This window comes from Paenibacillus sp. V4I9, from assembly GCF_030817295.1.
In the GTDB taxonomy this organism is placed as follows: Bacteria; Bacillota; Bacilli; order Paenibacillales; family NBRC-103111; genus Paenibacillus_E.
On record NZ_JAUSZE010000001.1, the window covers coordinates 286,416 to 313,014 of the forward strand.

The following is a 26,599-nucleotide window of genomic DNA, read 5'->3' on the forward strand; positions in this document are numbered from 1 at the left end:
TTACTATTATGGAGAGTTTGATCCTGGCTCAGGACGAACGCTGGCGGCGTGCCTAATACATGCAAGTCGAGCGGACTTATCCTTCGGGATAAGTTAGCGGCGGACGGGTGAGTAACACGTAGGTAACCTGCCTATAAGATCGGGATAACTATCGGAAACGATAGCTAAGACCGGATAACTGGTTTTCTCGCATGAGAGAATTATGAAACACGGAGCAATCTGTGGCTTATAGATGGGCCTGCGGCGCATTAGCTAGTTGGTAGGGTAACGGCCTACCAAGGCGACGATGCGTAGCCGACCTGAGAGGGTGAACGGCCACACTGGGACTGAGACACGGCCCAGACTCCTACGGGAGGCAGCAGTAGGGAATCTTCCGCAATGGACGCAAGTCTGACGGAGCAACGCCGCGTGAGTGATGAAGGTTTTCGGATCGTAAAGCTCTGTTGCCCTAGACGAACAGCAAGGAGAGTAACTGCTCTTTGTGTGACGGTATAGGAGAAGAAAGCCCCGGCTAACTACGTGCCAGCAGCCGCGGTAATACGTAGGGGGCAAGCGTTGTCCGGAATTATTGGGCGTAAAGCGCGCGCAGGCGGTTAATTAAGTTGGGTGTTTAAGCCCGGGGCTCAACCCCGGTTCGCATCCAAAACTGGTTGACTTGAGTGTAGGAGAGGAAAGTGGAATTCCACGTGTAGCGGTGAAATGCGTAGAGATGTGGAGGAACACCAGTGGCGAAGGCGACTTTCTGGCCTATAACTGACGCTGAGGCGCGAAAGCGTGGGGAGCAAACAGGATTAGATACCCTGGTAGTCCACGCCGTAAACGATGCATACTAGGTGTCGGGGATTCGATTCCTCGGTGCCGAAGTTAACACAGTAAGTATGCCGCCTGGGGAGTACGCTCGCAAGAGTGAAACTCAAAGGAATTGACGGGGACCCGCACAAGCAGTGGAGTATGTGGTTTAATTCGAAGCAACGCGAAGAACCTTACCAGGTCTTGACATCCCTCTGAATACGGTAGAGATATCGTAGGCCTTCGGGACAGAGGAGACAGGTGGTGCATGGTTGTCGTCAGCTCGTGTCGTGAGATGTTGGGTTAAGTCCCGCAACGAGCGCAACCCTTGATCTTAGTTGCCAGCACTTTGGGTGGGCACTCTAAGATGACTGCCGGTGACAAACCGGAGGAAGGTGGGGATGACGTCAAATCATCATGCCCCTTATGACCTGGGCTACACACGTACTACAATGGTCGGTACAACGGGAAGCGAAGCCGCGAGGTGGAGCCAATCCTTATAAGCCGATCTCAGTTCGGATTGCAGGCTGCAACTCGCCTGCATGAAGTCGGAATTGCTAGTAATCGCGGATCAGCATGCCGCGGTGAATACGTTCCCGGGTCTTGTACACACCGCCCGTCACACCACGAGAGTTTACAACACCCGAAGTCGGTGGGGTAACCCGCAAGGGAGCCAGCCGCCGAAGGTGGGGTAGATGATTGGGGTGAAGTCGTAACAAGGTAGCCGTATCGGAAGGTGCGGCTGGATCACCTCCTTTCTATGGAGACTCGGTCTTGATAAGACCAGTCAAGTGTACGTAAGTACACAAATCGCTTACTCACTCGTGTTCAGTTTTGAAAGAGCAAACCTCTTTCAAACATCACTTTTGTGTTGGTAACATTTACGTGTTGCTGACGTATAGAAGAGATGTTAAGATGTTATTCCGCCGCTGAGAAGCGGAGCGAAGAAGCATCATAGTTGTTCCTTGAAAACTAGATAACGAAACAAAACGTAAAGTAAGAACTTAGGTTGTGACAATCTAACGATTGCACATAAATCTTTAAAGTTTTTTCTAGGTTAAGCTAGAAAGAGCACACGGAGGATGCCTAGGCACTAGGAGCCGAAGAAGGACGTGGCGAACGACGAAATGCCTCGGGGAGCCGTAAGCAGGCTTTGATCCGGGGATGTCCGAATGGGGGAACCCAGCTGTGGTAATGCGCAGTTACCATGCAGTGAATACATAGCTGCATTGGAGGCATACCCAGGGAACTGAAACATCTAAGTACCTGGAGGAAAAGAAAACAAAAGTGATTCCGTCAGTAGCGGCGAGCGAAAGCGGAATAGCCCAAACCAAGGAGCTTGCTCCTTGGGGTTGTAGGACCTCGTTATGGGGTTAGTTCGGTAGGCGAAGAGATCTGGAAAGGTCCGGCATAGAAGGTAAAAGCCCTGTAGCCAAAATCGAACGAAACCCCTAGAGGTATCCTGAGTACGGCGGGTCACGTGAAACCCCGTCGGAATCCGGCAGGACCATCTGCCAAGGCTAAATACTCCCTAGTGACCGATAGTGAAGCAGTACCGTGAGGGAAAGGTGAAAAGCACCGCGGAAGCGGAGTGAAAAAGAACCTGAAACCGTGTGCTTACAAAAAGTCAGAGCCCTCTATATGGGTGATGGCGTGCCTTTTGTAGAATGAACCGGCGAGTTACGTTCCCGTGCGAGGTTAAGCTGAAAAGGCGGAGCCGCAGCGAAAGCGAGTCTGAATAGGGCGCTTTAGTACGTGGACGTAGACCCGAAACCGTGTGATCTACCCCTGTCCAGGGTGAAGGTGAGGTAACACTCACTGGAGGCCCGAACCCACGCATGTTGAAAAATGCGGGGATGAGGTGGGGGTAGCGGAGAAATTCCAATCGAACTCGGAGATAGCTGGTTCTCCCCGAAATAGCTTTAGGGCTAGCCTCGGATGTTGAGTTGTGGAGGTAAAGCACTGATTGGGTGCGGGGCCCGCCAAGGGTTACCAAGTCCAGTCAAACTCTGAATGCCACAAACTTAAATCCGGGAGTCAGACAGTGAGTGCTAAGATCCATTGTCAAAAGGGAAACAGCCCAGACCATCAGCTAAGGTCCCCAAGTGTGTGTTAAGTGGGAAAGGATGTGGAGTTGCACAGACAACCAGGATGTTGGCTTAGAAGCAGCCACCATTGAAAGAGTGCGTAATAGCTCACTGGTCGAGTGACTCTGCGCCGAAAATGTAACGGGGCTAAACACGCCACCGAAGCTATGGCTTGCACTTTAGTGCATGGGTAGGGGAGCGTTGTATGTACGTTGAATTCTGACCGTAAGGACAGGTGGAGCGCATACAAGTGAGAATGCCGGTATAAGTAACGAAAAGATCAGTGAGAATCTGATCCGCCGAAAACCTAAGGGTTCCTGAGGAAGGCTCGTCCGCTCAGGGTAAGTCGGGACCTAAGGCGAGGCCGAAAGGCGTAGTCGATGGACAACAGGTGGAAATTCCTGTACCACCGTAGCCGTTATGAGCAATGGAGTGACGCAGAAGGATAGTGACGCGAGCTGATGGATGCTCGTCCAAGCAGTGAGGCTGATGTGTAGGCAAATCCGCACATCGTAAGGCTGGGCTGTGATGGGGAGGGAAATTTAAGTACCGAAGGTCATGAGTTCACACTGCCAAGAAAAGCTTCTAGCCAGGCGAAGGTGCCCGTACCGCAAACCGACACAGGTGGGTGAGAAGAGAATTCTAAGGCGCGCGGAAGAACTCTCGTTAAGGAACTCGGCAAAATGACCCCGTAACTTCGGGAGAAGGGGTGCCTCGGTAGGGTGAATAGCCCGAGGGGGCCGCAGTGAAAAGGCCCAAGCGACTGTTTAGCAAAAACACAGGTCTGTGCGAAGCCGCAAGGCGAAGTATACGGGCTGACGCCTGCCCGGTGCTGGAAGGTTAAGAGGAGTGGTTAGGGGGCAACCCCGAAGCTATGAATTGAAGCCCCAGTAAACGGCGGCCGTAACTATAACGGTCCTAAGGTAGCGAAATTCCTTGTCAGGTAAATTCTGACCCGCACGAATGGCGTAACGACTTGGGCGCTGTCTCAACGAGAGATCCGGTGAAATTTTAATACCTGTGAAGATGCAGGTTACCCGCGACAAGACGGAAAGACCCCATGGAGCTTTACTGCAGCTTGATATTGGACTTTGGTACGATCTGTACAGGATAGGTGGGAGCCTTTGAAGCCTGAGCGCCAGCTTGGGTGGAGGCATCGTTGGGATACCACCCTGATCGTATCGGAGTTCTAACCTGGTACCGTGATCCGGTATGGGGACAGTGTCAGGTGGGCAGTTTGACTGGGGCGGTCGCCTCCTAAAATGTAACGGAGGCGTTTAAAGGTTCCCTCAGAATGGTTGGAAATCATTCGCAGAGTGCAAAGGCATAAGGGAGCTTGACTGCGAGACCTACAAGTCGAGCAGGGACGAAAGTCGGACTTAGTGATCCGGTGGTACCGAATGGAAGGGCCATCGCTCAACGGATAAAAGCTACCCTGGGGATAACAGGCTTATCTCCCCCAAGAGTCCACATCGACGGGGAGGTTTGGCACCTCGATGTCGGCTCATCGCATCCTGGGGCTGAAGTAGGTCCCAAGGGTTGGGCTGTTCGCCCATTAAAGCGGTACGCGAGCTGGGTTCAGAACGTCGTGAGACAGTTCGGTCCCTATCTGTCGCGGGCGTAGGAAATTTGAGAGGAGCTGTCCTTAGTACGAGAGGACCGGGATGGACGTACCGCTGGTGTACCAGTTGTCTCGCCAGAGGCATCGCTGGGTAGCTATGTACGGAGGGGATAAGCGCTGAAAGCATCTAAGCGCGAAGCCCCCCTCAAGATGAGATTTCCCAGTATGTAAGACCCCTTGTAGACGACGAGGTTGATAGGTTCGAGGTGGAAGTGCAGCAATGCATGCAGCTGACGAATACTAATCGGTCGAGGGCTTAACCAAAACCCTGAGTGTTACTTTACGCAAGTTTCGTATCTAGTTTTCAAGGCGCAAACACGCTTGACTGTTTGGTGATGATGGCGGAGGGGATCCACGCGTTCCCATCTCGAACACGACCGTTAAGCCCTCCAGCGTCGATGGTACTTGAACCGCAGGGTTCTGGGAGAGTAGAACGTTGCCAAGCAGAATACCCCTAGTGGGTATTTTTTTTGCCGCCCTGTAGACTGTTTTACACATTAGGGCCCTTAGCTCAGCTGGTTAGAGCGCACCCCTGATAAGGGTGAGGTCGGTGGTTCGAGTCCACTAGGGCCCACCAAACGAGGGGCCATAGCTCAGCTGGGAGAGCGCCTGCCTTGCAAGCAGGAGGTCAGCGGTTCGATCCCGCTTGGCTCCACCATATTCCCTGATAGCTCAGTTGGTAGAGCACTCGACTGTTAATCGAGTTGTCACAGGTTCGAGTCCTGTTCGGGGAGTCAAATCCCCAAAAAGTGAAGAATGCTAGCATATTCCGATTACTTTTTGGGGGCCCCAATAATTTTTAGCACATCCGTGGAGAAGTGTCCGAGCGGCCGAAGGAGCACGATTGGAAATCGTGTAGGCGTCACAAGCGTCTCGAGGGTTCGAATCCCTCCTTCTCCGTTTCTTTAGATAAATGAAAGACAATATGGCGGCGTAGCTCAGCTGGCTAGAGCGTACGGTTCATACCCGTAAGGTCGGGGGTTCGAGCCCCTCTGCCGCTACTAGATAAATTGGAGAGATACCCAAGTGGCTATAAGGGGACCCTCTGCTAAGGGGTTAGACTGCGTAAGTGGTGCGAGGGTTCGAATCCCTCTCTCTCCGTCGGTAATTTTTTTAAGTTTGGCCCGTTGGTCAAGTGGTTAAGACACCTCCCTTTCACGGAGGTAACAGGGGTTCGAGTCCCCTACGGGTCACCACCATTCCCCACAAAGTGACGTATAGCTGACGAAGCATATTCCGATTACTTTGCGTGGACCCCAGTTCTTCATCCCATTATGGAGGCTTAGCTCAGCTGGGAGAGCATCTGCCTTACAAGCAGAGGGTCGGCGGTTCGATCCCGTCAGCCTCCACCATACTACCCAAAAAAGTGAAGTGAAGCTTTGTAGCAACGCCGATTACTTTTTCGGGGCTTATAAAGAAATTATGCTTTTAATGCCGCGGGGTGGAGCAGCCCGGTAGCTCGTCGGGCTCATAACCCGAAGGCCGCAGGTTCAAATCCTGCCCCCGCAACCAAACTCTTTCTGAGAGTTGTTTTACACAGTGTGGAGCTGTGGTGTAGTGGCCTAACATGCCTGCCTGTCACGCAGGAGACCGCGGGTTCGAATCCCGTCAGCTCCGCCATTTTTAATAAATGAATATGCCGTTGTAGCTCAACTGGTAGAGCAACTGACTTGTAATCAGTAGGTTGGGGGTTCAAGTCCTCTCGACGGCACCATAATTCCCAAAAAAGTGAAGCAAAGCTTTGTAGCAACGCCTTTTACTTTTTCGGGGCCCGGTAAGGCTTTATATGTGGAGGCTTAGTGAAGTGGCTAAACACGGCAGACTGTAAATCTGCTCTCTTCGAGTTCGGTGGTTCGAATCCATCAGCCTCCATTTCCAAACTATGTTGGGGATTAGCCAAGCGGTAAGGCAACGGACTTTGACTCCGTCATGCCAAGGTTCAAATCCTTGATCCCCAGTTCTTCACTTGAGTCATTAGCTCAGTTGGTAGAGCACCTGACTTTTAATCAGGGTGTCGTAGGTTCGAATCCTACATGACTCATTTGCCTTATTTACAGCATGCGCGTATGGCGGAATTGGCAGACGCACTAGACTTAGGATCTAGCGGGTGACCGTGGGGGTTCAAGTCCCTCTACGCGCATCAAATCCTCAGCAGTATTCATACTCCTGAGGTACCCATGCGGAAGTGGCTCAGCGGTAGAGCATCGCCTTGCCAAGGCGAGGGTCGCGGGTTCGATCCCCGTCTTCCGCTCCATTTATTATGCGCCCTTAGCTCAGCTGGATAGAGTATTTGACTACGAATCAAAAGGTCGGGAGTTCGAATCTCTCAGGGCGCGCCATTTTTCATATGTTATTATTACCTTATCGGGACGTAGCTCAGCTTGGTAGAGCACCTGCTTTGGGAGCAGGGGGTCGCATGTTCAAATCGTGTCGTCCCGATAGACGTGCGGGCGTAGTTTAATGGTAGAACTTCAGCCTTCCAAGCTGATCGCGCGGGTTCGATTCCCGCCGCCCGCTTCAATGAAAAAAGACCACCTTCGGGTGGTCTTTTTTCGTTTGAACGGGAAAGAGAAGCCGTATGGGTTCGACCGTCCGTGAAGACATCATAGAATATACCCAAGTAGGACGCGCGTCCAAATATACCACTAGCCGCTTCCGTAGGAAGCATTTTAAATAAGGATTTGGAGTATTCCAGTCACCGTTGATGTCTTAGATATATCCTCCATGATAACCTGCATCTGAATGACCTTCGCTCAGTATAATTTAATAAATAGCAATGGGGAATCCTCTGCTGTAACATGCAACCCTTGAGAAAAACCATTTTCATGGTAAATTTAATGTGAAATGATGCAAGTAATGCATGTGAGAGACTGTCGATTCATTTTCACAACTCGTTGGCATTACTCGAAATTCGATTGTAGAGTTGTTCGGTAGCTTCGTGAAGATAGATGGGTTATAGCGGTTACCAATGTTGTAATATCTACAACAATTCGTACGCCTAAAGGCTATTTTGCAACTTGAAGTTGCAGTTCGTACAACAATTTGAGCCCATTTGTTGCAAAATCGTCTGTATCGGGCAGAATTGTTGTATATTATGCAACATTGAGGGAGGACAGGCGGGATCTAGGCAGAATTGTTGCACATTCTACAACATCATTCGACCGAGAATATGGATTCATTTACCCGGCAGCCTCAAGAGAGCATATATGACGATGGATTCGGGTTTAAGACACCTCAATGTAGAACAAGATGGTTGAATGAATCGACGGTCTCTGTGAACCAATGTTTAGAGGGATGTGACGCTTGTCACCGTATCGGAGAATGTCAATTAAAATACATAAAGGAGTACAAAACCCATGACTCTAGATAAAAGAACGCTTAATAAAAGAAATAAGCTAGTTGAAGTGAGCAGAACGCTAGCTAAGGTTGCACTAGGCGAAGCTTTTGCCGATGTAGTCATTAAGAATGGAACACTCGTTAATGTGTATTCTGGTGAATTACTTGAGCATATGGATGTTGCTGTCGCCGCTGGGAGAATTGCGTATGTAGGGAATGCAGACCATACCATTGGGGCTCAAACGGTCATTATCGATGCCACAGGAAAGTATATGTCTCCGGGATTAATAGATGGTCATATGCATGTTGAGAGCACGATGCTGTCCGTTACCCAGTTTGCCAAAGCGGCATTAGCCAAAGGAACAACGGGGATTTTTATGGACCCTCATGAAATTGCCAATGTGTTTGGAACAGAAGGTGTAAGGCTGATGCATGAAGAGGGGCAGCAGCTGCCTCTTAAAGTATTCACGACATTCCCATCCTGCGTACCAGCGACTACGGACTTGGAAGATGCAGGTGCAAGCTTAGAAGTGACCGATATTAAAGAAGGACTGCAGTGGGACAATGTGGTTGGACTAGGCGAAGTCATGAATTTCCCTGGTGTCCTTTACGGTGATCCGAAAATGTGCGGAGAGATTGAAGAAACGATCAAGAGTGGTAAAACCGTCACAGGACATTTTCCAAGTGATGATGATCGTATGCTGCAAGCTTATACGGCATCCGGCGTGACATCTGATCATGAAACCGTAACTAGGGAACAAGGTCTTCACAAAGTCCGCATGGGTATGCACCTTATGATTCGTGAAGGTTCGGCCTGGCATGATGTCAAAGAGGTCATTAAGGTAGTAACCGAAGATAAGGTCAGCACGTCCAATATTTCGCTCGTCACGGATGATGTAAATCCGCAAACTTTGGTGGAGAAAGGGCATCTCAATCATGTGGTGCGCCGCGCGATCGAAGAGGGTGTCGATCCTGTAACCGCGATTCAAATGGTAACGATTAATGTGGCGCGTTATTTTAAAATGGAGCAAGATTTGGGCAGCATTACTCCCGGTAAATGTGCTGACATTTTATTGCTGGATGATTTACAGAAGGTCGAGCCTTCAACGGTCATTACCGATGGTCAAGTTGTTTTTGATAATGGCAAGCTCACGGTAGATTTCCCCGATTTCGTCTATCCCGAGCACATCCGTAATTCCATGAACGTTAAGCAGGAACTTACAGCTGAGGACTTCAAGCTTGTAAGTCGCAGTAATCAGGATAAGACGAAGGTTAATGTCATTAACATTATTGAAAACAGTGCAAGAACTGAGAAAATGACTGCAGTACTAGGTGTTGAACAAGGGATCATCCAACCAGATGCAGAGCAGGATATTATCCGTCTAGCCTGTATCGAGCGGCACCGTGGAACGGGTCAAATTTCACTTGGCTTTACGCATGGCTTTCAATTGAAGGCAGGTGCGGCAGCATCTACAGTGGCGCATGACAGTCACAATCTAATTGTTATGGGGATCAATGAGAAGGATATGGCTTTCGCAGCTAATGAGCTTGTCAAAATGGGAGGCGGCATGATCGTTGTAGAGAACGGTGAAGTGCTGGCTCAAGTACCGATGACCATCGCAGGCCTCATGTCAGATAAATCATTGCTTGAAGTCGTTAATGAGGTTGCAGAGCTCGAAAAAGCGTGGAAACAAATTGGCTGTCCGTTGAACGCCCCGTTTATGACATTCTCATTAATTGCATTACCTGTTATTCCTGAAATTCGGATTTCAAACCGAGGTATTGTCGATGTTACACAGTTCAAGTTAATTGAAGTGGAAATTGATTAAGTGGGACGAAATAAATAGGTCCAAAAGGACTTATTCTTTTTATTCTTTTTAGTAGGATGACGTTCGGCGCGGGAGGTTAGGATGGTTTGCGGGGGGCCGGAAACGAGTTCAGCTTCCGTCCCGACTGTTATCCCGGTTTCCTCGATAATCGGCAGATCTAGGGTGGTGGCCACCTCATCTCGAGTCTGATGCAACAAATTCAATTGCTGTTCAAATTCGTCTACACGCTTGCAAAGCATCATGTTCTCTTGCTTAAGCTTCTTTATAAGCTCATATAGTAATTTCATGGTGAGCTTCGGTTTCACTGATGGCTCATTTTCTTCGTTATTGTAAGTGGGGGACAGCAGCAGCATCAACTCTTCATCACTGATTACCTTGTATGACACAGTACGGCCTCCTTAAATTAATGAATCTCACTAAACTGCCCATCCGTAAAGAGATATTCTTTGGGAAGAAGTGAAAGATTAATGTTCCGGCTGCAGTCGATATACTGTGGGTAAACCACTTTGATAGATTCCTCTTCTTGAATTGGATAGTTAATTGGGTAGTTAATGATTTTATTCTTTTTGATTATATCTATAAAAAGATGAAACATGATGGAGACAATTAACAATCCCGTTATACATAGCTCTAAGTTTTGAATCATAAATTAGCCCTCCTATGAATCTTTTTTCATAGATTAACGGATTAGAACTAAAATGTCGCTCGAAAACCGTTGTCGTTTTGTAAGCTTTTTATGAAGAGTTAAACGGAATTTGAGGCAGAAATAGGGTGATGATGGTATTTTTAAAAGTATATTGTTGTTAAATCTCACGATCTTGTCTATCAATGAAAAAAAATAAGGATGGAGTTGTTCAACATGTTCAGTAAAAATAGTCAGATTCAGTCCTATCTGGAGCGTATCGGGTTTGAAGGTTTGCTCGATGGCAGCGCAAAGACTCTGGCTGACCTGCAGGAGTGTCATCTGCACACGGTTCCATACGAAAATTTGGACATTATGAACCGCATAGCTTTATCGTTGGATCCTCAGGATGTATATCAAAAGATAGTCGTGCGCGGGCGCGGTGGGTACTGCTTCGAGTTGAACGCTTTATTCGGCTGGTTACTGCGGGAGCTTGGCTACCCGGTTACTGACTTGGTTGCTCGATTTTGGCGCGACGAACCGAATGCGCCACCGAAACGACGTCATCACGTCCTGAAGGTTGAAGCAGAAGGCACGACTTACTTGTGCGATGTCGGAGTAGGTGGGATCGTCCCCAGGAAGCCGATCGCATGGATTGAAGGTCTTGAACAGCATCAAGGAGGAGAGTGCTACCGTCTCGAGCGCGATGCCTATTACGGTTGGATGCTATGTGAGCAGAAGAACAAGGAATGGAACCGCATTTACTCGTTTACGGAGGAGCCCCAGCTGCCGAAGGATTTCACTTTTGCGACATTCTGGTGTGAGAACGCCCCGGATTCAATATTTACCAAAGGCCCAATGGTAGCCAAGCGCACCCTGGAGGGACGGAATACACTGGCAGGCCGAGAGTTTCGCATCTTTACATCCGCCGGGGTAAGGACTTTCATTCCGCAGAACGAAGAAGAGTATAAAGCGGCACTGCAAGAGCATTTTGGTATTCATCTAGATTAATCATTAACGTAGTCATGTACTAATAGTGGGATTTCCATTATTCAACGTCGAAGAGGACCCCGAAAGGGGTCCCTTTTTCTTTTTCTAACTTGATCCGAAATGATTCTAATTACGAAAGTGATAACTTACTGTTTTCACGTTCTAACTCTTTCTGCTGCTCTTTGGTGAAAGTACAACTTAGCTTTGGTAATCCAGTGTGTTTGTTGATGTAGATAGTTCTTGCAACGCCGTGAATGAATTTCATTTGTTTGGTCCATTCTTTTGGGTTGAACATGGACATCAACTCCCTATTTATATATATTTCCTACAAATTCTCCACGATAGCGATGTTGGAAGCGCTTTATTTTAATATTATGTTCAAAGGGTATGGTTGATGCATCGAGCAAAATTACTTCAGAACAACGCGAAAAAGAACGCTGAATTAGTGTTTTTTTCAATCGGAGGGACTGTTATTTAAGTCCCGTCTATCGTTAAAGGGATTTCTGGCAGAGGGTACGATACTGGCATATGCTGACATAGTAAGCGATTACAATTCTATTGTTTTTTCGTATAAAATGATTGATTTACATAATCTAAATAAAAATAACCATTGAATGTGTCAGTGACATCTAGTAACCTTTCCTTAGATCACTGATCAGGGTCGAACCACAATAAATCTTACTTAGAGTGTAAGAAAGTGAATAGATTAGCGTGTCGGTTATCCTTATATTTGCCCTAATAGTAACAGGGAAACATTTTCGGCAAGCTCCTTCGATAATGATATGGAAGCCCTTACATTGAAGACAGCCAAGAGCTTCTGGTTAGGAGTAGTTTTTCACGAGAGACAAGTAAACCTAAAAAAGGAATGGTGTTCAGTGATGACAAAGAGAACGCACGGTGGTCCCAAAGCGGTCTTAGCTCTTATTGCGAGTGTAGGTTTGCTAGCAGGCTGCTCTACGGCCAATCAAACAGGTACAACTGGTTCGACGAACACGCCGGGTACTAAGGAAACGCCAGCATCCTCAACTGCAAAGGCCTCTGGAACCGTGACATTTTGGTATGATAAGACAGGTGTGGCGGGGGAAGCAATTAAGGCTGCTGCTGATGCTTTCCAGGCAGCGCATCCCGAAATTAAATTGAATGCTGTATATGTGGCTGATTTAACAGTTGGCGGAGGACAAAAGCTGATGTCCGCTGTCGCTGGGGGAACTGCCCCGGATGCGGTGTTCTTCGATCGCTTCCAAATCGCCTCATGGGCCCAGCAGGAGGCTTTGATCGATATTTCGGACCGGATCAAGAAAGATGCCATCGATCCGAAAAAGTTTTATCCAGCTGCATGGAATGAGGTTGTGTACAAGGATAAAGTATACGGGCTTCCGGTTTCTACTGATGGGCGGGCCTTGTTCTATAACAAGGATCATTTCAAGGAAGTTGGACTTGACCCCGAGAAGCCGCCTAAGACGATCAAAGAGTTGGAAGAATATGCGGCCAAGCTGACCGTGAAGGAAGGAAACGTTTATAAACGGATCGGTCTTATACCGTGGTCTAATCAAGGCAACTTCTACACGTGGGGATGGGCGTTCGGCGGCGATTTCTATAACACGAGCACCGGTAAAGTAACACCTAATGATCCTAAGAACGTCGAGGCACTGCAATGGCTGCAGGATTATGCCAACAAATATAATATCAGTGACATGAAATCTTTAGCCAGTTCGACCCAGATCAATCCTTTTGCGGCCGGCAAGGTTAGCATGGAAATCGGAAACAACTTGCTGGCGGCAACGGTTAAAGCAGCGAATACGAATGTGAACTTCGGTGTAGCACAGCTGCCGACACCAACCGGCGATCAGACGGTTACATGGTCGGGTGGTTTCAGTCTCGTCATTCCCAAGGGAGCCAAAAATCAGGATGGCGCATGGGAGCTGCTGAAATTCTTTACTGGTGATGAGGCACAAGAAAAATTGACTAAATCCTATCTGTCAGTCGTTCATTCGGTAAATCAAAAAGTGTTTGCCAATGATCCAATCAATATGAAAATTCTTGGATTTCTAGGAACGGCTCACTGGCGTCCGGTGATTTCACAAGGGCAGTTACTTTGGAACGAGATGGCGAGCGCCTTGGATATGGCCTCGAACAATAAAGGCAAACCGAAGGATCTGCTCGATAGTGTGGCAGACAAGGTGAATGCCGCTCTGGCGAGTGACCAAAAAAGCAAATGAGGTGCGATGAAAGATGATGGATTCAAACTTGGTCCGAGCTACTGGACAGGAGCCTTCCCGTCCTAGACATCAAGAAGCCCGGAAGAAATCTTTCGTCCGCGCGTTCAGTAAAAACGCGCCTGGCTGGCTATTCATCACCCCTTGGATAGTGGGTCTGCTGCTCTTTTATTTGTACCCGCTTGTCAGTTCCATCTATCTCAGTTTTACCTCTTACAGCATTCTGAAGGCCGGACAATTTGTCGGCCTTCAGAATTACCAAAGCTTGATGCAGGACAAAGTGTTTTGGAGCTCTATTTACAACACCGTGTATTACGCACTTGTCTTCGTTCCGCTGAGTATCGTCCTCAGTATAGGGCTGGCGCTGCTGTTGAACACCAGAGTAAAGGGAATCGCAATCTACCGTACGGTCTTTTACCTGCCTACTCTTGTTCCCTTGGTTGCTAAGGCAGTTCTTTGGATGTGGCTGCTGAACCCTCAGGCGGGGCTGGTCAATCAATTATTGTCCAGATTGGGCATCGATGGTCCGCCATGGTTGGGCAACGAAGCCTGGGCTAAGCCCACCCTCGTCATGATATCTTTATGGGCTGTCGGACAGACGGTCGTCATCTTCCTTGCTGGATTGCAGGGGATATCGCAGGAATATTACGATGCCGCTTCGGTTGATGGCGCCAGATGGTATCAGAAATTTGGGCTGGTCACCTTGCCGCTGCTAACGCCAGTCATCTTCTACAACTTGGTGATGGGGATAATTAGTTCAATTCAAGTGTTCTCCTTACCTTATACGCTTACGGGCGGGAGTGGCTCACCAGCAGGGTCCATGATGTTTTATGTTATGTATTTGTACCAGAATGCTTTTCTGTATTTGAAAATGGGCTATGCATCGGCTATGGCATGGATACTTTTTATCGTGATTGCTTTGCTAACGGTCGTGATTTTCGTCTCATCCAAAAAATGGGTTCATTATCAAGGGGACTAGAGGGGGCTTGTGTACGTGAAAAATCATAGAAATGCAGCTGCGCGCAACCTCCTTACCCAATTGGTTCTAATCGCGCTGGCGTTGAGTTTTGCAGCTCCGCTGCTATGGATGATATCGACATCATTGAAGGATAACTCCCAATTATACATGGATCCTCCACGTTGGATTCCTAATCCGATGCACTGGAGAAATTATTACGACGCGTTTACGAGAATCTCTTTTCCAAGAATGTTTAGCAATACACTGATTGTCACCGTATTCAGTACGTTGGGCATGCTTATCGTTTCTCCGCTGGCGGCTTATAGTTTGGCCAAGCTGGATTGGCGGGGGAAGGGGTTGATCTTCGGGTTGACTGTGAGTGTGATGATGATTCCCGGGCCCGTGACGATGATCCCTGAGTTCCTTCTATTTCATAAGCTGAAATGGGTCGGAACGCTGCTTCCGCTAATCGTTAAGCATGCGCTCGGTGTGCCAGTCTATATTTTTATGCTGCGGCAATTTTTCAAAGGCCTGCCCTCGGAGCTGCAGCAGGCCGCACGCATAGATGGGGCCGGGGAATTTCATATTTACTGGCGCATTATGCTGCCATTGGCGATGCCGGCTGTTCTGGCGACCGGGTTGTTCCAGGTCATGAGTAGTTGGAATGATTTCTTGGGCCCGCTGTTATATCTGAATGACCCTAGCCAATATACATTGTCTCTGGGGCTGCAGCAATTTCAAAACGAGATCAGCACAGAGTGGGGATTGCTTATGGCGGCTACCTTCTTGATGATCCTGCCGATTATCATTCTATTCTTTTTTCTGCAGAAATCATTCATTCAAGGCATTACCTTTACGGGCATTAAAGGCTAATCACCATTTATAACGCTGCGTCGATCGATAATCATGATTTATATAATTAAACGAGGGATGTCCTTATATGAAATATGAACATATGCCAAGAAAACCGAATCTACTCTATCTGCAGCTTGCCGAAAAGGTAAGGGACATCATTCAAAGACGTAGGCTTCAACCGCATGATCCAGTCCCTTCGGAAGGGGAGCTTGCGAAGCTATTTGGTGTAAGCCGGATGACAAGCAAGCTAGCTCTAGAACAACTGGTTCAGCAGGGTCTCGTTTACCGTTTGCCAAGAAGGGGCACCTTCCTTTGCGCGCAGCAGAATGGGGTGTCTGATAACGAAGGTATTCTGAAGGTAAATGAGCCGACGCCGGTCGTAGAGAAGCAAAAACAGAATAAGCGGATCGCTATCATCGTGTCCCATATGTCTGATTACACGTCAAGGATTATTGCAGCTGCCGAGATCGAATCGCGAAAGCATGATTGTGATCTGATTCTAAAGATTAGCAAGTCCAAAGATGATGAGGACCGTTGTCTTCAGGGGCTTGTCGAAGGTGGAGTCGACGGCATTATCCTATTTCCACAAGGACGAAAGATATGCAGTGACCAAGTGTTGAGATTGAAATTGCAGCAGTTTCCGATTGTGATTATCGACCGAATTTTTCGCGAAGTTCAGATTGATTGTGTTTACCATGATCATTTTCAAGGCTCTTACCAGATGGCTAAGTATTTGATTGAAAAAGGACATCGGGAAATCGGCTACGTTTCGAATGCGATTGAGAACATCACCAGCAGGGAGGAGCGTTATCAAGGTTATATCCAGGCGCTCATTGATCATGCGGTTCCCGTCAAAAATCAGTATATTCTTTTTAAAAGCGAACTCTGTGATTCTAGCCATGTTAACAAGAGCGACCCTGAACAGGAGAGCTTCATACGTGAAAATCCACAGATGACAGCCCTGATGTGCGGAGACGATCATGTGGCAATTTCTACGTTATATACAGCATTACACTTGAAGATTCCGGTCCCTGAGCAGCTTTCCATTGTGGGTTTCTCTGATATTCAATTATCTGGGTTAACACCGATTCCTCTTACAACGGTCAAGCAATGTACCGAGCAGCTTACGCAATCAGCATTTAATCTGCTAATGAAGCGTGTTAACAATTCCAATGAGAGACAAATTACGATCAAAATTAAGACGACGATTGTAGAGCGGAAATCCGTCCTCTCTTTGGTGTAAATAGTTAGACAAAATACGAATGACAGGTGAAGCTTATGAAAATTCATTTTCTCGGAACCGCAGCAGCAGAAGGCTTTCCGAATGCGTTTTGCCGCTGTGGGTCTTGCATCCAGGCACGGACGCTGGGCGGAAAAAACATTCGCACACGAAGTTCGGCCATCCTTGACGATGTAATCAAATTCGACTATTCTCCCGATTCTTATATGCAGGCGCTTCGCGATAACATTGATTTGGGCGCAATTGAGCACTTGCTTGTTACGCATACGCACTCTGATCATTTTAATGCTTATGATCTTGAATGCCGGAGAGAGGGGATTGCCCACGGACTGGAGCATCCTCTACATATCTATGGGAATGATGCCGTGATGCACCATACACGTGTCGCCATTGGTCGTTTTGAGGGTGAACGCTACGCCTTCCATTTGTTGCGTCCCTTTCAGATGATTGAAGTGGGTGAAGCACTTGTCACACCTCTTTTAGCGGATCATGACAAAATGGAAACATGCTTATTATATTTGATCGAGCGGGGCGGCAAGAAACTGCTGTACGGACATGATTCAGGTTGGTTCCCAGAAGCAACATGGGAATGGTTAAAGGGAGCCAATGTAGATTGCGCCATACTTGACTGCACGCACGGGTATACGGGGCGCTCCCGTGACAGAAACCATATGTGTATCGAAACCGTATTGGAGGCTCAGCGAGTGTTTCGTGAAGAACACATATTAAAAGCGGATGCGCCCATCGTCGTCACTCATTTTAGCCATAATTCCAAACTGCTTCATCATGAATTCGACGAAATCTTTAAACCTGCCGGGGTCGTAGTCGCGTATGACGGATTGATTATGCACATCTAGACCTTATTGCAACGTTTAAACGAAAAGCCCTTCTGGTGTTCAGAGGGGCTTAGTTATGTTGTCCAACAGAAAAATGTCATATTCCGTGGTACAATTAGAGAGAATATCTCCTATCATCAGCCTGAGTTTGGTTATCATCAGTTGAAGTAGGGAATTGAGGGGAGGGTGCGCGTGACCCATAGAATAATAAAAGCACCGCAAGGCTTGGCAGCATCGCCATTCAATCAAAGCGTTTTGAAACTCAAAGGGCTCACAGTTATTGAATCGTGCACCAACACGGTAGGAAAACAAGGGTCTATGTTCTTAGAAGACTATCTTCTCATGTTTGTGCTGAATGGCACTTATACGGTGCGTTACGGCAATCAGGTGTACGTTGCTCATAGGCATGAAATGGTACTGATTCAAAAATCCATTGTTATTGAATATGAAAAATCAGGCGAACCTAATCAGGCTTACTTATTAGAGTACATGATGTTTTTTCTAAAAGATGAAGTGCTTAAAGACTTTATTAAAATGGCGGACATTCAATCTGCGCAGCCAACAGTGTTGGTACCTATTTTCGTAAATCCGATAAGTGAACGACTGTTACTCTATTTAGGCTCGCTAAAACCATATTTCAACGAACCCGATAACATCGAGGACGGATTAATTAAGATTAAGTTGTTGGAATTATTGTTTGATCTTAGCCATGCCAACGAAAATATCATGCAGCAATTACTTCAATTGAAGCAGCAGGTTCGATCCGATATCTCAACCGTCGTGGAACAAAATATCTTGAATCCAGTTTCTCTGAATGATTTGGCTTATTTATCGGGCAGAAGCTTGTCCAGCTTCAAACGGGATTTTCAAACGATTTACAATACATCCCCATCCCTATGGATTCGGCAGAAACGCTTGGAGAAGGCCAGAGAATTGTTGACCCATTCAGCCATGTCAGTAACGGATGTTTGCTTTACGACGGGCTTTGAGAATGTTGCGCATTTTTCAAGGGTTTTCAAAGAGCACTTTGGCTATACCCCGTCCTTTTACAAGCAACAGTTAAGCTAAAAGCTAACAGAGATCTTAGTTCGGCACCCGCCGGGCTAAGATTTTTTATTTGAGCTAAATGGTCAAATACTTTGGGCTTTTTGGAAAAGTAGGGTGGAATGCGCTGTGATAATCTTAGGTCATGAATGATTCAATTTAAAAATGACGACGAGAAGGAGACAATAAAAAATGATAAATCAAAAAGTATGGTTCATCACCGGCGCATCCAGAGGCTTCGGATTGGAAATTACAAAAGCTGCTTTAGCGGAGGGTAATAAGGTGGTAGCTACCGTCCGCAGCAAGCCTGAACAACTAGCTGCGCAGCTTGAGAACAACGAAAACTTGTTGGTAACTGTGCTGGATGTTACGGACGAAGCTCAAGCCTTAGATGCAGCGAAACAAGCAATAGACAAATTCGGAAAAATTGACGTGCTAGTCAATAATGCTGGTTATGGATTGCTGAGTGCCGTTGAGGAAGCTTCGAATGAAGAAGTGAAACAAAATTATGATGCCAATGTTTTCGGTTTACTAAACGTTACCCGCGCAATTTTACCCTACATGCGTAAGCGGCGTTCGGGACATGTCATTAATATTTCATCAGTGGGTGGATTAAACGGGTTTGTGGGCTGGGGGATTTATGGTTCCACCAAGTTTGCTGTTGAAGGCATTACAGAGTCCATGGCTTTGGAATTAGCTCCTTTAGGGATTTATGCAACGGTTGTAGCACCAGGCTTTTTTAGAACTGAATTCCTTGATCCAACATCTCTGATAAGAACCGCTCATGTCATCGATGATTATGCAGGCACAGTGGGAGAAATGCAAAGCTTTGCCACACAAGTTAATAAAAAACAGCCCGGCGATCCCAAGAAACTTGCTCAAGCTTTCATTAAACTGGCTAATGCCGAAAAGCCTCCGGTTCATTTGCCTCTAGGCAACGATACGCTTGCTATGTATAGAGAAAAGACGGCAAAGTTTGAAAAAGACATTGAAGACTGGTATGACGTCATTACGGGAACGGATCATGATGATGTAAAGGGATAACGTTGCGATTTGAGTCGAAATAGGAACTAGTATTTATTCTTGTTCACAACTAAGACAAATGGACAAGAATGACCGAATATACTTATACGGAATCATCAGAAGTTGTTTATCAACTAGGAGGTGTTTCGGTATGGTTTATTGGTTGTTGGCCGTTATCGTGGTTGTGGTTGGTTTATTGATTTACATGAACGTGAAGAAGCGCAAAGTGGTACCGGTGGCTGATTTACAAACACATAAGTCGTGCGCTTACTGTAACGAGGAAATTGCAATCGATGCTGCTGTATGCAAGTACTGTAGGGGTGTTGTCGTAAATTGAGGCTGATATAATGAATAGCAAATGAAGCAGCGGTCAGTTCGCATGGTGTGAGCTGGTCGTTGTTTTGTTTTTTTTGCTATTTACCAGACTCCTTGGCATCTATAGTATCCAGGAAATCATTCGTTGAAAATTTCCAACCCCTTTAACTTTCTAACCATTCTTAACCGCTCGCCAACTAGTCTTAAAAAATCGGACATCTCATTCACCTCAAATTGAGGTTATTGAAATCGTTGATAAAAAGAGATACCCGTATAATATGATAAAATATATAAAATCCTGTATAAATGGTACTTCAGTGTCCCGTTTTTAAATATAATCACCAAAAAGTTGGCGCTCTACATCAAAAAAGTGTAACATCAATCTAATAACAGCAGACAGAAGGAGCCTGAATCATTTGACCATCGAATTAAAAAACGAAATACCTCCCAATTTTGAGGAACTAAAAAAATCGGCCAATCGTACATCCAATTGGAGAGAACGTCTAGAAGCCGTTGAAGCATTAGGTCAGTATAACGACCAACAAACCATTAACATACTAGCGCGTATGATGAGCAGCGATGCTGTATATCCCATTCAGGAGGCTGCTTACCGCAAACTCCGGGCATTTGGTGAGGATGTTCAGCTGCCGCCAAGGAAAAAAGGTGACTTGATTAAAGGCGCAGGTAAAGTTTTTGTGCGCATTAAGAAGAGCTTGCCGGAAGGTCATACGTTTGAAGAGTTTAAAGAGAAGTTACAGAAGACCAGAAGTGACGTATATGATACTTACGAAGGCGACAAAGGGTCTGACTTCGATCAATGGCTTGAAACCACATGGTCGTCGTTGCTGAAAAAATAAGAAGCATAACATAATGGAGTGAATACATGAGCAAAGCGAAGGGTAAAGGCGGAACCGGTAGAGGGACAGACAGTAAGGGCTGGAACCGATGGCAAGCTAGTGCCAATAGAGCAAAGAGTGCCCCGAAACCTTATAAAAGTAAAGGTCTATTAGCAGCAGCCAAAGCTGCCAAGGCCGCGAGTAGCAGCAATGGCGATAAACCTAAAGCTTAGCGGCTGCTGCTTAAGTTCTACATCTCAAATAACGACACCCTCGGCATCTTGCCGGGGGTATTTTACATTCAACATGAATAAAATCGCTCAAAATAACTCATATTATCGAAGTTACTATTCCATTCATTAAAGGAGACTTCGAGATGCAGCAGCAAACGCCAAATAACAACATGACACAAGGCATGCAGAACATGAATCATGGGGGGCATGAGCTCTTTGATTTACATGAGGTGTTATCTTGTACAATTAATGTGTTGGACCAGTTCATGATGTTTAGACAATTTGTCCAAGATAACGAGCTTCTGGATATTTTGGATCGTCAGTACAATTTTGCACTGTTCCATTACAACATAACGGCAGAGTGCTTTTCAACAGGGCAAAAGCCAAGTCAAGAAACGCAGACGTATATGATCCGAAATCTGTCGCAGCCGATCTACGGCATCAAACCGACTCAACCGAAAAAACCGAATCAATCGCTGGCTGATGTGAAGGATGCAGGCATTAGCGCGCATATGCTAGGCCTTGTGAAATCCCATGCTGCACTGCTTACGATGACTTCTCTTGAAGTGACGAACCCTGTTGTACGTCGTGTATTGGCTTCTCAAGTACAGAACTTTATCGAGATGGCGTATGAAATTTTCTTGTATCAAAATAGAAATGCCTATTACCAAGTTCCGCAACTTGAAGCCTCTGATATGCAAAAAATGCTTAACACCTTCGTTCCGGCACAAGGAATGCCACAAATGCCACCAAATAACAGAGCAGGAACTGTACATTAAATTACAAAATAAACCAGCATCGGTCTCGGCAACCCATGCTGGTTTTTCTTTGCTCGTTAAACCTTATTTATCATAGAAGTGAAAGGGCATTTAGAAGCGACACTTTCATCATCACGCAAAAAATACTGCTCCCACTCTAGATTATCCGATTGGCCGTACCACTTCAAAGAGGGATGCGCGGGAACTCCGTCATACTCGACTAACTTCTGACGAATCAGCTTTTTCATATTACGGCCAAAAGGGGTCGAATCGTTGATTTCTTCGAATACCCACCGAGGCTGGAACGTAATGAGGAAACAAGGAGTTCGTCGGCTCTTCCGAATTTCGTGCGCAGGGGTCCCGCAAAAAGCGAAATACGGATGCCCGTTATAACAGAACTCCCAGGAATGATGGGTAGGATCTGACGAAATATGTGAAGGCCATGGGACCTGATCTTTAGCGCTTACCCGGCTTAAAACAGACCAAAACAGTTGTTCATAATCTTCTATAGAGAAGCTATTGACTAGTTCGTCAGGTGTATTAAAAAAAATGACTAGAGAAGCATATTTACCCATTTCACGCGAACAATCGCCGTATTGCTGCAAGAGCTTAGCGACATTATTGACGGCTTCGTCGGATCTAGGATCTGCAGCAAATCCGAATCGTAGACTATTAGAGATAAAGCCAAGACGACCGGGTATGCAAGGGTACATCTGGTCCGGATCATTAATCATATGACCAAATTTGCGAATAGCATCCTGCTGCCATTCCGGCAGATCCGTTTGATGATCCTCAAGCCAGTCTTTGGAGATTAAATTAGCCATGTCAACACCCTCCTTCATCCATTCGTGCATACTATGCGAAGGAGGAAAAGTGGGTGAATGTCCCTAGTTCATAATTTCCACATCAATAGGTGTGCAAACATATCCATTACAGGCGCTTTCTGAACAAGGACAAGCAGATACCGCCACGAATAGGTCCGTCTCTGCGCGAAGCTCAACATAGTCGCCAGCTTTGGATAGCGGCCGCTCTATCCTGATTTGTCCAGAAGGCAGAATAAACGTGTTCATAAAGAAGTTCAAAGAATAGTGTTGATCCGGAGCTGGAATGCTGAACTGAGCAAGGGCTTGATTCAGATTATGATAGCAGCTTGCATGGTTTTGTTTATCGTACAGCAGTTCATACATTTCAGAGCGGCAAGGAGAGTTAATGAAATCGTGTCGCCCTACGGTATCAGCCACAACAGTGAGCAGAGGGCTATATGTATTGGAATAGAGAAGATCCCCAGGTTTTAATTTCATCGCACGCAGCACATCCATGGTAACACCAGGATCCAGACGCACGTTGGTATCGTCGACACGATAGGCGACAAAGTCAGCAATCTGCTCGCCATTCACATCGGTTATGCGGACGACTTGCCCATTTCCCAGTTTAAAACCAAGCCCTTGCGTGGGGGGAATTCGCCATTTTTGTTTGATCATTGGTGTCCTCCTGCAGCATTAGGTAAGTTATCTTTACAGTATGGCTACTAGGAGTAGGTGTCATTCAAATGGAACCTTGGCTTTAAATATGCAGCTTGCCAAATTGCTAGGTGGTTCCCTCACGTTTCAGAGTGAGCAAGGTAATGGCAGCCAATTCATTGTTAGACTGACTTTGGGTGGATCATTCGGAGGATAGCGGCTAGCCGTATCTAATTCTAAACCTCATCTTTGCATCCATATCCGTACCTGTGTAAGATAATAAATGAATAAGATTTTTGTGAATGAGGTGGGGTTTCATGGTTTTCGGTGCGCGCGTGTGGAAAACGGGGATTGCTGTTGCTTTGGCCTTATACATAAGTGCTTGGCTCAATTTCTCTCCTCCTGTTATTGCGGCCGTAGCGGCAATTTTTGCCATGCAGCCTTCGATCTATCGATCTTGGCGCTATTTCCTAGAGCAGCTGCAGACGAATATTCTAGGTGCGGCATTGGCTCTGCTTGCGGGTATGTTTTTTTCTAATAATGTGATTGCTATTGGCATTGTATGTATCATTGTTATCATCATAAGTTTAAGAATGGGCATGGAGGAAACGATCGGCCTTACCTTAGTCACCGTTGTAGCAGTCATGGAGGCTTCAGGAGAGTGGCGCTTTGCCGTCAATCGCTTGCTGTTGAGTTTAATTGGCATAGGTTGTGCATTTGTAGTGAATGTTCTTTTCTTTCCACCTAAGCCCAAAGAGCAATTCGCCGCACAGATTCGTACTATTTTTGGTAAAATGTCGCTCCTCCTTCGCACGGTTATCTCTAATGAAATGAAAGAGACCGTATTCCGTGAGGAAAAAGAAGGTCTGCGCAGCGGTTTGAAGTCTTTATCGGATAAGTACAGACTCATGGAAGAAGAGATTAAGAAAATCAAGGGAAGCGGGTTAAACCGCATTCGTGAACTCGTTGTTTACAAGCAGAAGCTTCTCGTGATGTATAAAGGGCTTGAGGTTCTTGAAGCCGTGGATGAGCACTATTTTCAAACGTCCCGCACACAGGCAATCGATGTCTATTTCGATGATCATTTGGAAAAGCTAATAAAGTTCCACGAGCACGTTCTGCTGAAATTCGATGATAAGCTCAAGGATGACTGCTCGGAAGGTTTGGAGATGGAAGCAGAGAACGAGCGTTTCATGACAGTACTCATCGACCGTTATAATAAGCAGTCCGAAGGAATGTTGCGTTTGTCGGTTGTGGCTGCGGCTATGTACGACTATGGTCATCAGATAGCGAGGTTGGATAAGCTTGCCCAGCATGATCATCGTGGAGAATCAGAAGAGAGAGAACCCCTCGATTTATTGCTCAAGAGCATTAGATTGAAGTAGATTAAAACACTTTTTCATAAAATAGTCTTACTGAGCCTTTCGTTTGTCAGATGTTCTGGCCTCGAGAGGTTCCTTCATAAAAAATTAATTAAAGGTTGCTTTACAAAATTGTATGTGCTATATTATGATTCTTGTTCCAAACGGACAAGGGGCAAGCGATTATAAATGAGTCTGAACGTGTTGAATATCTTCACGAATGGATAAATAAAATAAAAGCTTGCAAATGAAATTCCAATATGGTATATTACTTCTCGCTGCTTCGGTAACACGGCAGTGAACGAAAGAAATTGATCTTTGAAAACTGAACAACGAGTGAGTAAGCACGAACGAGAAATCGTTCAAAAAGAGATTGCAAAATCTCGCTAGCAACGCAAATGAGCAATTAAGCTTTCAGATAGTTTTACTATTATGGAGAGTTTGATCCTGGCTCAGGACGAACGCTGGCGGCGTGCCTAATACATGCAAGTCGAGCGGATTTATCCTTCGGGATAAGTTAGCGGCGGACGGGTGAGTAACACGTAGGTAACCTGCCTATAAGACTGGGATAACTATCGGAAACGATAGCTAAGACCGGATAACTGGTTTTCTCGCATGAGAGAATTATGAAACACGGAGCAATCTGTGGCTTATAGATGGGCCTGCGGCGCATTAGCTAGTTGGTAGGGTAACGGCCTACCAAGGCGACGATGCGTAGCCGACCTGAGAGGGTGAACGGCCACACTGGGACTGAGACACGGCCCAGACTCCTACGGGAGGCAGCAGTAGGGAATCTTCCGCAATGGACGCAAGTCTGACGGAGCAACGCCGCGTGAGTGATGAAGGTTTTCGGATCGTAAAGCTCTGTTGCCCTAGACGAACAGCAAGGAGAGTAACTGCTCTTTGTGTGACGGTATAGGAGAAGAAAGCCCCGGCTAACTACGTGCCAGCAGCCGCGGTAATACGTAGGGGGCAAGCGTTGTCCGGAATTATTGGGCGTAAAGCGCGCGCAGGCGGTCAATTAAGTTGGGTGTTTAAGCCCGGGGCTCAACCCCGGTTCGCATCCAAAACTGGTTGACTTGAGTGTAGGAGAGGAAAGTGGAATTCCACGTGTAGCGGTGAAATGCGTAGAGATGTGGAGGAACACCAGTGGCGAAGGCGACTTTCTGGCCTATAACTGACGCTGAGGCGCGAAAGCGTGGGGAGCAAACAGGATTAGATACCCTGGTAGTCCACGCCGTAAACGATGCATACTAGGTGTCGGGGATTCGATTCCTCGGTGCCGAAGTTAACACAGTAAGTATGCCGCCTGGGGAGTACGCTCGCAAGAGTGAAACTCAAAGGAATTGACGGGGACCCGCACAAGCAGTGGAGTATGTGGTTTAATTCGAAGCAACGCGAAGAACCTTACCAGGTCTTGACATCCCTCTGAATACGGTAGAGATATCGTAGGCCTTCGGGACAGAGGAGACAGGTGGTGCATGGTTGTCGTCAGCTCGTGTCGTGAGATGTTGGGTTAAGTCCCGCAACGAGCGCAACCCTTGATCTTAGTTGCCAGCACTTTGGGTGGGCACTCTAAGATGACTGCCGGTGACAAACCGGAGGAAGGTGGGGATGACGTCAAATCATCATGCCCCTTATGACCTGGGCTACACACGTACTACAATGGTCGGTACAACGGGAAGCGAAGCCGCGAGGTGGAGCCAATCCTTAAAAGCCGATCTCAGTTCGGATTGCAGGCTGCAACTCGCCTGCATGAAGTCGGAATTGCTAGTAATCGCGGATCAGCATGCCGCGGTGAATACGTTCCCGGGTCTTGTACACACCGCCCGTCACACCACGAGAGTTTACAACACCCGAAGTCGGTGGGGTAACCCGCAAGGGAGCCAGCCGCCGAAGGTGGGGTAGATGATTGGGGTGAAGTCGTAACAAGGTAGCCGTATCGGAAGGTGCGGCTGGATCACCTCCTTTCTATGGAGACTCGGATCTGATAGATCCAGTCAAGTATCTTCGGATACAAAACGTTTACTCACTCGTGTTCAGTTTTGAAAGAGCAATCTTTCAAACACAAGTTGACAACCAACATCGCTTTGCGAATGTAATGGTTGCAACATTGTTCCTTGAAAACTAGATAACGAAACAAAACGTAAAGTAAGAACTTAGGTTGTGTGATTCTTTTGGATCATGCAA

General features: G+C 46.7%; 19 protein-coding genes, 19 tRNA genes and 4 rRNA genes. 37 read left to right on the top strand and 5 right to left on the bottom strand.

What is annotated here, in order from left to right:
* Window positions 1–5 precede the first annotated feature (5 nt).
* From QFZ81_RS01215 to ade, 23 genes are all read left to right on the top strand, one after another.
* Window positions 6–1,547: ribosomal RNA gene (locus QFZ81_RS01215) — 16S ribosomal RNA — on the top strand.
* A gap of 297 nt (window positions 1,548–1,844) precedes the next feature.
* Window positions 1,845–4,761: ribosomal RNA gene (locus QFZ81_RS01220) — 23S ribosomal RNA — on the top strand.
* A 64-nt stretch (window positions 4,762–4,825) separates the two neighbouring features.
* Window positions 4,826–4,942 (top strand): 5S ribosomal RNA (rrf, locus tag QFZ81_RS01225).
* Together the 16S, 23S and 5S rRNA genes with 19 tRNA genes alongside form the textbook arrangement of a ribosomal RNA operon.
* Before the next feature lie 55 nt (window positions 4,943–4,997).
* A tRNA-Ile gene (locus tag QFZ81_RS01230) sits at window positions 4,998–5,074 on the top strand.
* Window positions 5,075–5,079: 5 nt separating this feature from the next.
* A tRNA-Ala gene (locus QFZ81_RS01235) sits at window positions 5,080–5,155 on the top strand.
* Window positions 5,156–5,158: 3 nt separating this feature from the next.
* Window positions 5,159–5,231 (top strand) — tRNA-Asn (locus tag QFZ81_RS01240).
* Between the two features lie 78 nt (window positions 5,232–5,309).
* A tRNA-Ser gene (locus tag QFZ81_RS01245) sits at window positions 5,310–5,397 on the top strand.
* 27 nt (window positions 5,398–5,424) lie between these two features.
* Window positions 5,425–5,498: transfer RNA gene (locus QFZ81_RS01250), tRNA-Met, on the top strand.
* An 11-nt stretch (window positions 5,499–5,509) separates the two neighbouring features.
* Window positions 5,510–5,598: transfer RNA gene (locus QFZ81_RS01255), tRNA-Ser, on the top strand.
* A 20-nt stretch (window positions 5,599–5,618) separates the two neighbouring features.
* Window positions 5,619–5,693 (top strand) — tRNA-Glu (locus tag QFZ81_RS01260).
* A gap of 80 nt (window positions 5,694–5,773) precedes the next feature.
* A tRNA-Val gene (locus tag QFZ81_RS01265) sits at window positions 5,774–5,849 on the top strand.
* Between the two features lie 83 nt (window positions 5,850–5,932).
* Window positions 5,933–6,009: transfer RNA gene (locus QFZ81_RS01270), tRNA-Met, on the top strand.
* Window positions 6,010–6,040: 31 nt separating this feature from the next.
* Window positions 6,041–6,117: transfer RNA gene (locus QFZ81_RS01275), tRNA-Asp, on the top strand.
* Between the two features lie 18 nt (window positions 6,118–6,135).
* Window positions 6,136–6,211, top strand: a tRNA-Thr gene (locus QFZ81_RS01280).
* A 76-nt stretch (window positions 6,212–6,287) separates the two neighbouring features.
* A tRNA-Tyr gene (locus tag QFZ81_RS01285) sits at window positions 6,288–6,369 on the top strand.
* Window positions 6,370–6,383: 14 nt separating this feature from the next.
* Window positions 6,384–6,455: transfer RNA gene (locus tag QFZ81_RS01290), tRNA-Gln, on the top strand.
* Window positions 6,456–6,465: 10 nt separating this feature from the next.
* Window positions 6,466–6,538: transfer RNA gene (locus QFZ81_RS01295), tRNA-Lys, on the top strand.
* Between the two features lie 19 nt (window positions 6,539–6,557).
* Window positions 6,558–6,637, top strand: a tRNA-Leu gene (locus QFZ81_RS01300).
* A gap of 39 nt (window positions 6,638–6,676) precedes the next feature.
* A tRNA-Gly gene (locus tag QFZ81_RS01305) sits at window positions 6,677–6,751 on the top strand.
* Between the two features lie 8 nt (window positions 6,752–6,759).
* Window positions 6,760–6,836 (top strand) — tRNA-Arg (locus tag QFZ81_RS01310).
* A gap of 26 nt (window positions 6,837–6,862) precedes the next feature.
* Window positions 6,863–6,936: transfer RNA gene (locus QFZ81_RS01315), tRNA-Pro, on the top strand.
* 7 nt (window positions 6,937–6,943) lie between these two features.
* Window positions 6,944–7,014 (top strand) — tRNA-Gly (locus QFZ81_RS01320).
* An 839-nt stretch (window positions 7,015–7,853) separates the two neighbouring features.
* Window positions 7,854–9,662 (top strand): adenine deaminase, encoded by a 1,809-nt coding sequence (gene ade / locus QFZ81_RS01325; RefSeq protein WP_307601168.1) that lies wholly within the window; start codon window positions 7,854–7,856, stop codon window positions 9,660–9,662.
* Here ade and QFZ81_RS01330 read toward each other — a convergent pair.
* Entirely contained in the window at window positions 9,659–10,048 is a 390-nt protein-coding gene (locus QFZ81_RS01330; protein WP_307601169.1) for a hypothetical protein, read from the bottom strand. The genes ade and QFZ81_RS01330 overlap by 4 nt on opposite strands.
* Window positions 10,049–10,065: 17 nt before the next feature.
* Window positions 10,066–10,308 (bottom strand): hypothetical protein, encoded by a 243-nt coding sequence (locus QFZ81_RS01335; RefSeq protein WP_307434814.1) that lies wholly within the window; start codon window positions 10,306–10,308, stop codon window positions 10,066–10,068.
* Window positions 10,309–10,521: 213 nt separating this feature from the next.
* Here QFZ81_RS01335 and QFZ81_RS01340 point away from each other — a divergent pair, with 213 nt between their 5' ends.
* Window positions 10,522–11,295: an arylamine N-acetyltransferase family protein gene (locus QFZ81_RS01340; protein WP_307434810.1), complete on the top strand. Its 774-nt coding sequence runs from the start codon at window positions 10,522–10,524 to the stop codon at window positions 11,293–11,295.
* 109 nt (window positions 11,296–11,404) lie between these two features.
* Here the strand turns inward: QFZ81_RS01340 and QFZ81_RS01345 are convergent, their stop codons facing one another.
* Window positions 11,405–11,569, bottom strand: a complete 165-nt coding sequence (locus QFZ81_RS01345; protein ID WP_307434807.1) for a hypothetical protein — start codon at window positions 11,567–11,569, stop codon at window positions 11,405–11,407.
* Window positions 11,570–12,152: 583 nt separating this feature from the next.
* Between QFZ81_RS01345 and QFZ81_RS01350 the strand changes: the two genes are divergently transcribed.
* The 11 genes from QFZ81_RS01350 (at window position 12,153) to QFZ81_RS01400 (ending at window position 21,609) form a co-directional block, all read left to right on the top strand.
* A complete protein-coding gene (locus QFZ81_RS01350; RefSeq protein WP_307601171.1) occupies window positions 12,153–13,493 on the top strand; it encodes an ABC transporter substrate-binding protein in 1,341 nt (446 codons plus the stop codon).
* A gap of 13 nt (window positions 13,494–13,506) precedes the next feature.
* Window positions 13,507–14,469 (top strand): carbohydrate ABC transporter permease, encoded by a 963-nt coding sequence (locus QFZ81_RS01355; protein ID WP_307434798.1) that lies wholly within the window; start codon window positions 13,507–13,509, stop codon window positions 14,467–14,469.
* 15 nt (window positions 14,470–14,484) lie between these two features.
* Window positions 14,485–15,321, top strand: a complete 837-nt coding sequence (locus QFZ81_RS01360; protein ID WP_307601173.1) for a carbohydrate ABC transporter permease — start codon at window positions 14,485–14,487, stop codon at window positions 15,319–15,321.
* Window positions 15,322–15,388: 67 nt separating this feature from the next.
* Window positions 15,389–16,546 carry a GntR family transcriptional regulator gene (locus tag QFZ81_RS01365; RefSeq protein WP_307434792.1) on the top strand — a complete coding sequence of 386 codons (1,158 nt, stop codon included), beginning with the start codon at window positions 15,389–15,391 and terminating at the stop codon, window positions 16,544–16,546.
* Window positions 16,547–16,581: 35 nt separating this feature from the next.
* A complete protein-coding gene (locus tag QFZ81_RS01370; RefSeq protein WP_307434789.1) occupies window positions 16,582–17,400 on the top strand; it encodes an MBL fold metallo-hydrolase in 819 nt (272 codons plus the stop codon).
* A gap of 171 nt (window positions 17,401–17,571) precedes the next feature.
* Complete coding sequence (locus QFZ81_RS01375; RefSeq protein ID WP_307601175.1) at window positions 17,572–18,447, top strand: helix-turn-helix domain-containing protein; 876 nt, start codon at window positions 17,572–17,574, stop codon at window positions 18,445–18,447.
* A gap of 168 nt (window positions 18,448–18,615) precedes the next feature.
* Complete coding sequence (locus QFZ81_RS01380; protein WP_307434782.1) at window positions 18,616–19,467, top strand: oxidoreductase; 852 nt, start codon at window positions 18,616–18,618, stop codon at window positions 19,465–19,467.
* 130 nt (window positions 19,468–19,597) lie between these two features.
* A complete protein-coding gene (locus QFZ81_RS01385) occupies window positions 19,598–19,783 on the top strand; it encodes a hypothetical protein (RefSeq protein ID WP_307434779.1) in 186 nt (61 codons plus the stop codon).
* Between the two features lie 394 nt (window positions 19,784–20,177).
* Window positions 20,178–20,618, top strand: coding sequence for a HEAT repeat domain-containing protein (locus QFZ81_RS01390; protein ID WP_373462549.1), 441 nt, complete (start codon window positions 20,178–20,180; stop codon window positions 20,616–20,618).
* 26 nt (window positions 20,619–20,644) lie between these two features.
* Window positions 20,645–20,830 carry a DUF3934 family protein gene (locus tag QFZ81_RS01395; RefSeq protein WP_036635181.1) on the top strand — a complete coding sequence of 62 codons (186 nt, stop codon included), beginning with the start codon at window positions 20,645–20,647 and terminating at the stop codon, window positions 20,828–20,830.
* Window positions 20,831–20,973: 143 nt separating this feature from the next.
* Window positions 20,974–21,609, top strand: a complete 636-nt coding sequence (locus tag QFZ81_RS01400; protein ID WP_307434775.1) for a spore coat protein — start codon at window positions 20,974–20,976, stop codon at window positions 21,607–21,609.
* Window positions 21,610–21,665: 56 nt separating this feature from the next.
* Here the strand turns inward: QFZ81_RS01400 and QFZ81_RS01405 are convergent, their stop codons facing one another.
* Window positions 21,666–22,412 carry a YqcI/YcgG family protein gene (locus tag QFZ81_RS01405; protein WP_307434772.1) on the bottom strand — a complete coding sequence of 249 codons (747 nt, stop codon included), beginning with the start codon at window positions 22,410–22,412 and terminating at the stop codon, window positions 21,666–21,668.
* 63 nt (window positions 22,413–22,475) lie between these two features.
* The gene (locus tag QFZ81_RS01410; protein ID WP_307434769.1) at window positions 22,476–23,069 is read right to left on the bottom strand and encodes a DUF1989 domain-containing protein; all 594 of its coding nucleotides are present in this window, start codon (window positions 23,067–23,069) and stop codon (window positions 22,476–22,478) included.
* Between the two features lie 296 nt (window positions 23,070–23,365).
* On the opposite strand from QFZ81_RS01410, the gene QFZ81_RS01415 reads away from it, so the two are divergent.
* Complete coding sequence (locus QFZ81_RS01415; protein ID WP_307434766.1) at window positions 23,366–24,433, top strand: FUSC family protein; 1,068 nt, start codon at window positions 23,366–23,368, stop codon at window positions 24,431–24,433.
* Window positions 24,434–24,838: 405 nt separating this feature from the next.
* A 16S ribosomal RNA gene (locus QFZ81_RS01420) occupies window positions 24,839–26,380 on the top strand.
* Window positions 26,381–26,599: the final 219 nt, after the last annotated feature.